Annotated in this window: 2 tRNA genes; both read right to left on the bottom strand. The window is 72.7% G+C overall.

The features are described from left to right. Positions 1–143: 143 nt before the first annotated feature. A tRNA-Gly gene (locus tag ACVMLK_RS21220) sits at positions 144–217 on the bottom strand. A gap of 102 nt (positions 218–319) precedes the next feature. Beyond that, positions 320–402: transfer RNA gene (locus ACVMLK_RS21215), tRNA-Tyr, on the bottom strand. Positions 403–706: the final 304 nt, after the last annotated feature.

The following is a 706-nucleotide window of genomic DNA, read 5'->3' as shown; positions in this document are numbered from 1 at the left end:
CGATCGTGCCAATGTTGCAGTGCGGCTTCGTCCGCTCAAACTTAGCTTTCGCCATCTATCGTCACCCTGTCGGTCCAGCGCCGATACCGGCGCGACATCCGGCCCTCTGCCCCGCACCCGGCTCCAGCCCCTCGGCAGAGAGATGGAGCGGGTGACGGGAATCGAACCCGCACAACCAGCTTGGAAGGCTGGGGCTCTACCATTGAGCTACACCCGCACCGCGCGGGGCCCTTGCGGGCCACCGCGCCGTGGCGCCGTCCAACCGGGGAGGATTGCCGCCCGGCCGGTGCCGCGATGCCTCGCGGCGACAGGCCGGATATGGAGGGGGTTGGATTCGAACCAACGTAGGCGCAAGCCAACGGATTTACAGTCCGTCCCCTTTAGCCACTCGGGCACCCCTCCGCGCTTTCCCCGGCCGGCGGGAGCGCCGCGCACTATCCGGTTTCGGCACCGCCTGTCAACGCACCCCGCGCGAAGGGGGCGAAGAATCCGCTCGCTTCGCCCGCCGCCGCCCGCCGGCCCCGTCATTCGCTTGCTTTGTCCCCGCCGATCCGCAGGATGCCGCCATGTCCCGCCCCCCTCGCCGGCCGGAAGGCCCGCGCCGCCCCGCCCGTACCCCATTCCGCGCCGCCTCCGCCCCGGCCACGCCGGCGCCGGAGCAGCGGCCGCAGGACCGCCGCGAGGCCGCGCGCGGCCGCCCCGACGC

The sequence above is a fragment of the Teichococcus aerofrigidensis genome, from assembly GCF_054073225.1.
The sequence above is the reverse complement of the archived record's forward strand: the minus strand, read 5'-3'. Positions and strand labels throughout refer to the sequence as shown.